Genomic DNA, 5,395 nt, shown 5'->3' with positions numbered 1-5,395 from the left:
GAGCTGAACGTCTAACTAGATACTCTTAAAAAGAGAAGCGAGCATGACCGTGAATGATGTGGCTAATGAAGCAATGACTTCTCACCATCATCACTATGCCAAATGCTATTTAAGCTACATCGCCTGCACTTGATTTTATAAAGAATGACACCTTATTGGCGCGCATTAATAAATACAATCAATAAAGTCGTTTACACCTTAAATGACCCTGAAACTAACTGTGCATAAAGCACCTCTGACTTGAATAGTGCCATCTTAGGGTTAACCGATAAATGTCTAGTGCCCCTGAAATTTCAAAGGAGTGAAAAGATCGCACTAAGAGAGCCTCTATATGTGTTTGCTGTAAAGGATGATTTGACAGCTAAATGACAGATGAAGTAAATGAATTTGTTGATTGATTTGAATTTGACTGCAAGAGCAGTCAAATAAGTTAAGCTCGCCTATTGACTGGCGGGAGGCTCATATGTGTTAGCTTTAAACACACTTAACTATAGTGGCTAAAGAGTCTGTCCATGCTGTGGCTGAATTAAAGTTTTCAACCAAACCATCTTTGGTGCTTTGACCTGTAAATGCCCCCATACCGTGTTGAATCATATAAGTTGGTTTATAGGAAGGAGCACCGAGATCAGTTAGGCTTTTGCAAATTGCAGAATTATCAGAGGATATTTTATCTAGTGCAACTTGCAGCTTATCCATAACTTCTTTTGGTTGAGCGCCAAATACATTCATACGTAAAACACTTATAGCTTGATGAGCAGTTTTATCTGATACTCGTTTTGTATCGAAGTAACCATAACTCATCCCAGCAAAATACAACTCTGCTGCTTGAGAATAATTTTCATCACTCATACAGGTGTTTAAGCCTGTAAAAATATCAACAGGATTTTGCTGATTTGATAATTGATTTACCGCAACACATCCAGAGGGCTTAGGTGATTCAAGATTGCCTTTAGCATTGTAATTTGAAACATTGCTCTGTGGTGTTGAATTACATGCTGATAATGAAAACACAGCCAAAACACCTATTATTTTTAATTTATCCATGTGCTGATAATTCTCCTTTAAAGCTAACGCCAAGCGCACAGGAAAACGTGAGCGCAATGGCCGAAGGCCAGCGAGTGGTTTTCCTTGTGACGCGCCTTGTTATGTTGTGGATTTCGCAGAAAATTTGCCATATAAGAATAAGAACAATACACCTTGGGTTAAACTATTTAGAAATAATGCCAACCACTGCACCACTACATTTAAGTCATCAAAATATTGAAATAGAAACCAAGCGTAGCCGGAAAGTACCTTCATTCCATTTAATGAAATGAACTTATAGATCTCATCGAAAAGTGTCAATTCATCCTTAAAGCCAAGCCCCATAGTTGCACCTAAACTCAAAAATCCGAAAATTACGAGTGTCAGAAAATGCAAAACTGTGGCAATGGCAATATGCTTAAGTTTCATTACACAACATAACGCTTAACATATGGGGATTTTAGGAGCGCTTTACCAGCGAGTAAAATTCCTACCATGATGTTTTTGTTATAAGCCAATCCACTGTTGAAAAATACACTCATAGAAGCAATCCTATAATTCTTATCACAGCAGTAAGAAGAAAAAGAGCAGCTATTATCTTAGGTATTTTGGGATGCTTATTTCTTGTCCAAACTAAAGTTAGAGACTTTGAAGATGTTCCAATAATGCCACTAAAATGCAATGCCCCAAGCAGACAAATAATAATGATAATAACGCTGTTGAATGGTTCAGATATCAACGCTCTTCTTCCTTGGCTTATAACGCTTTAAACAGCGGAAAGACCGAGCGCTTTGGCCGTTGTTTGGCCTGCGAGGGATTTCCCGATGATTTAACTTGTTAGGAGACATTTACCAAAATGCCTCAACTTGACTGATTAGAGTTTCAACGGATATGTCTGCACCCACCAGTTTTTTACCACTTAAATTCAGTCCATTTAACTCCTCGTGGCTCGACACTAGAAAGTAAACCTGGGTTCAGTTTTTTTAACCGAAGGATTCTAGATTTTGATGACCATACGGGAAATGAAACAGAATCATTGGGCAAGTCAAATTCTAACAGTGTGTCATTTGGTAGTGTTCCAAACCAGACGATTTGCGTATTCGCTACTTCCTCGTAGAATTTATTAGCTTGCGCCACTCCTGAACTCACTTTGTCTCCTAACGCCGCCAGCCGCGGCCGAAAAACCGCGAAGCGGGTTTGAGGTCCAGCGACCAACGGGAGCGATGCTGACTGGCTTTGTTAAGCCTACAATGCCGCATATGTTTCTTCTTCTATTTCATTTCCGTCCGGATTTAGCCAGCTTAGAACTGCGTTGTAAGCTGTTGGGCTGCCAAGATGTATCGCGGCGATCAAAGTGACTGAGCAGCCAGGTTGTAGCTTCAGAACAGGAAACTTACTGTTGTAATCTGAGGCAATCAACGGGCTATCCTCGGGTTTATTGAGCAGAAGTTTTAGCTCAACATCTCTGGCATCAACATCACTGATATTGGTAACGCGGAAGCGATACGTTTTGCCATCTTTGAAAATATCGAAGGATAGACGAGCAGTATTCATGCCCTTTTCTTCTCGTAAAAGTATCTCAAGCTGCTTCTTTGCCAATTCTGAGGTTGCACGTTGTAAGTCATTTGCCTCACGTTGCATTTGTCTCTGACCGAACCAGACCGTCAAACTTACTATCAAGGCGAGACAACCGAGAACAACGCTTAAAATTTCGAATTTAGTCACCGATACTCCCTGTAGGCTTAACGCCCGCCACACACGCGAGCAACTTGTTGCGAGTCGTGCGCCCAAAGGGCGCGTTTGTGCTGGCGATTGTTATATGCCATTAGCCTAACCACTCGGCAAGAGCATCAGAAGAAGAGAAACCTAGCATCATAAGGTTATTCTTATTCTCACCAAACGCTAACGCGAATTCGTTTTCAGCCTCAAGCGTAAGCAGCCAATTGTCTTCCCACTTTGCGATAGCCCAAACGTTATTCGATTGATACATTTCAAAATAGTATTCAGGAAAACATGCCGAAGCGACAACAACGTTTTCAGGTTCTATGACATACCCAAGGAGGTCTTTCTTGCGCTCCTCAACGTAATCCTCATAAGTCCTTCCTTTCGGAGTAATAACCTGTGGCTCATCTTGGAATGAAGCTAGTAACTTGGATATAGCGTCTGATTTAGTCATGGCATATAACGCTTGTATCACACGCAAAAACTGTGGCGTGTATAGTTTGTGTAAAATGGGCGAAGCCCATACACAAACGGAGCGACGCAGTTTTTGTCGTGTGCATACACTTGTTAAGCTTTGCTGAATACAACATTAGTTTCAAATTTAAATAGCTCGTTTTTTGCCACACCTTCATTTTCGAATTCGACATAAATTTCGCCAACTACACAAAAGCTAGCATCTTCAATTTTGAAAATTTCTAACTTTTTAACGTCACACCAATTATGAGCAGTACCAACATATATTGAACCTTCTGCATCAGGATATGACTCGTGCTTCAAATTCAGGCCATCTAAGTCATCTGGCGATGAGATACCCAACTTATACCAGTCCAATATTATTTCGGTTTTCACTGGTTGTTCTTCGTAATCTAAGCCTGAATCAAAAGGCTCTAAAGGAATACTTATACGATGAAACTGCGTATTTTCTAAGCCTATATTTTCGTTTTCGAACCAGTACGCCTCAATGCTTCCTTTAAGCGCCTTCGTTTTACTCTGTAGTTGAATACTGTCCATAACTCTCCGAGAAGCTTAACGCCCCGCTAAGGGGAAATTTGTAGTTGGCTAAAATTGTTGAACGGAGTGAAAACAGCCAACTGTAAATTTTCCCTCTTGAGCGCCTTGTTTGGCATACTTACAACACCTTGACCGTAATGATTGGACAACCTGTTGAATTTTCGTGAAATACAGTTACCGAAGTTTGTAAATTTATAGAGCTATGCTTATTGATATGCGCATACCCGCGCCCCTCAACAACATTAATTTTTAGCTCACCCTGAACACTTTGCGCCAATGGTTCATTAACTTTGACATTCAGGCGCATTGCTACAAGTTTTTTTGACTCTAATTCAATAGGAGCAGAAACTAAAAAATTACCATTGCCTTCACTATGTATTTCAATTAATTTTTCGTATTTGGCTTCATCAATTGAACATTTGTCAGCAATAGATTGTACAGAGAACAATAGAAATGTGATGCACAATACGTATTTAATACTCATGACTTCCTTGTATGCCTAACGCCCACATTTGCGGCTGGTTTGGAGCGCAGCGGAAAACCAGTCCGACAACATGCGCTTGTTAGTGTTTTTTTGCATACTTGGAAACCCAAACTTTGCAAGCTTCAATAATGCCTTGGTTTATTTCATCAACCGTACAGCAATCAGCGTAGTACCAGCCAATCATTTGCTCTATGCCTAGACTATCTCCGAGATAGTCTTTTGTTTTACTGTAATAATCATAATTATCAATTTCATCGAGTAACTTTCGAAAATGCACAGAGGGTGTTACTTTGCCCGAGGCAATTATTAGCACATGATGTTCGACTAGTTCTCTTGCTGCTTCTTCTAATGTTGGAATTAAAACACCTTTTTCTTTTAGGTATTTTTCGAAAAGCACTGAGATACTTAACCATACTTTTGGCTCGCAATCTAATATTTCAAGAAAGACATCCGACCAAATGCCTTTATCCAATTGAGAGTTAACATACTCAAGGATGTCATTAGTGTGCAGTATTCCTGCTGCATATTTAAGTGCCAAAAATTCTTCTTCGGTGCTCATGGTTTGTAACACTAACGCCCAATTAACGGGCTAAAAATAGTGGGCTAAAATGGAAGCGAAGCGAACAGCCCACTGTTTTTAGTCCTGTTGAATTGCTTGTTAGTTGCACTTTAACGCTTTCTTGATTATTGAAATATTAATATTATTTTTGCCCCAAGTAGCAACTGATGACTTTTTATAAGGAGATGGGCGAGAGTTAATTGTAATTGTTTGCTCACTGAAAGTTATAGTGACTAATTCCCCCCAACTTCTCCATGTTCCTTTGGTATGGGCTAATATTTCAGATGAATCATCTGATTCGAGTATTTCCCACTCATTTTCCTTTATTGCCGCAATACATAAATCAAAGTTTTCTTTGGTTCCCGGTTTATCTAAAGTAACCACCCTCAAGTTTTGTTTTTGTTTAAAGTGGAAAGCGGCTGCCATAAGAGTAAAAGGAATAGCCATAATTAACGAGATAGAATCAAACTCAAGCATAATGATTGAATAGCCCGCCATTCCTAAAAAGAATGCGGGAAGAATATAGAGAAAAAACCAATCTTCTTTTTTCGGCTCAATACTTTGATTCAACACTGTATCCTTGTGCAACTAACGCC

At 39.6% G+C, this 5,395-nt stretch carries 8 protein-coding genes; all 8 read right to left on the bottom strand.

The window, feature by feature from the left end; all coding sequences use genetic code 11:
* Nucleotides 1–474: 474 nt before the first annotated feature.
* The 8 genes from H5123_RS20110 to H5123_RS20075 all read right to left on the bottom strand — a co-directional run bounded on the left by H5123_RS20110 (nucleotide 475) and on the right by H5123_RS20075 (nucleotide 5,369).
* Nucleotides 475–1,044: a hypothetical protein gene (locus tag H5123_RS20110; protein WP_182699070.1), complete on the bottom strand. Its 570-nt coding sequence runs from the start codon at nucleotides 1,042–1,044 to the stop codon at nucleotides 475–477.
* A gap of 99 nt (nucleotides 1,045–1,143) precedes the next feature.
* The gene (locus tag H5123_RS20105) at nucleotides 1,144–1,452 is read right to left on the bottom strand and encodes a hypothetical protein (protein WP_182699069.1); all 309 of its coding nucleotides are present in this window, start codon (nucleotides 1,450–1,452) and stop codon (nucleotides 1,144–1,146) included.
* 816 nt (nucleotides 1,453–2,268) lie between these two features.
* Nucleotides 2,269–2,748 carry a hypothetical protein gene (locus H5123_RS20100; RefSeq protein ID WP_182699068.1) on the bottom strand — a complete coding sequence of 160 codons (480 nt, stop codon included), beginning with the start codon at nucleotides 2,746–2,748 and terminating at the stop codon, nucleotides 2,269–2,271.
* A 100-nt stretch (nucleotides 2,749–2,848) separates the two neighbouring features.
* Nucleotides 2,849–3,199 carry a hypothetical protein gene (locus H5123_RS20095; protein ID WP_182699067.1) on the bottom strand — a complete coding sequence of 117 codons (351 nt, stop codon included), beginning with the start codon at nucleotides 3,197–3,199 and terminating at the stop codon, nucleotides 2,849–2,851.
* Nucleotides 3,200–3,312: 113 nt separating this feature from the next.
* Nucleotides 3,313–3,756, bottom strand: coding sequence for a hypothetical protein (locus tag H5123_RS20090; protein WP_182699066.1), 444 nt, complete (start codon nucleotides 3,754–3,756; stop codon nucleotides 3,313–3,315).
* Between the two features lie 118 nt (nucleotides 3,757–3,874).
* On the bottom strand, nucleotides 3,875–4,240 hold the full coding sequence (locus H5123_RS20085) for a hypothetical protein (RefSeq protein ID WP_182699065.1): 366 nt from the start codon (nucleotides 4,238–4,240) through the stop codon (nucleotides 3,875–3,877).
* Nucleotides 4,241–4,319: 79 nt separating this feature from the next.
* Nucleotides 4,320–4,799 carry a hypothetical protein gene (locus H5123_RS20080; protein ID WP_182699064.1) on the bottom strand — a complete coding sequence of 160 codons (480 nt, stop codon included), beginning with the start codon at nucleotides 4,797–4,799 and terminating at the stop codon, nucleotides 4,320–4,322.
* A gap of 99 nt (nucleotides 4,800–4,898) precedes the next feature.
* A complete protein-coding gene (locus tag H5123_RS20075; RefSeq protein ID WP_182699063.1) occupies nucleotides 4,899–5,369 on the bottom strand; it encodes a hypothetical protein in 471 nt (156 codons plus the stop codon).
* Nucleotides 5,370–5,395: the final 26 nt, after the last annotated feature.

The organism is Shewanella sp. SR43-4, from assembly GCF_014163845.1.
In the GTDB taxonomy this organism is placed as follows: Bacteria; Pseudomonadota; Gammaproteobacteria; order Enterobacterales; family Shewanellaceae; genus Shewanella; species Shewanella vesiculosa.
Note: the sequence above shows the minus strand (reverse complement) of the source record. Positions and strands in the feature narration are given on the sequence as shown.

Coding starts and splice junctions, on each gene's coding strand:
- H5123_RS20080 (WP_182699064.1), bottom strand. CDS start 4,799: ATGAGCACCGAAGAAGAATTTTTGGCACTTAAATATGCAGCAGGAATA.
- H5123_RS20085 (WP_182699065.1), bottom strand. CDS start 4,240: ATGAGTATTAAATACGTATTGTGCATCACATTTCTATTGTTCTCTGTA.
- H5123_RS20095 (WP_182699067.1), bottom strand. CDS start 3,199: ATGACTAAATCAGACGCTATATCCAAGTTACTAGCTTCATTCCAAGAT.
- H5123_RS20105 (WP_182699069.1), bottom strand. CDS start 1,452: ATGAAACTTAAGCATATTGCCATTGCCACAGTTTTGCATTTTCTGACA.
- H5123_RS20110 (WP_182699070.1), bottom strand. CDS start 1,044: ATGGATAAATTAAAAATAATAGGTGTTTTGGCTGTGTTTTCATTATCA.
- H5123_RS20090 (WP_182699066.1), bottom strand. CDS start 3,756: ATGGACAGTATTCAACTACAGAGTAAAACGAAGGCGCTTAAAGGAAGC.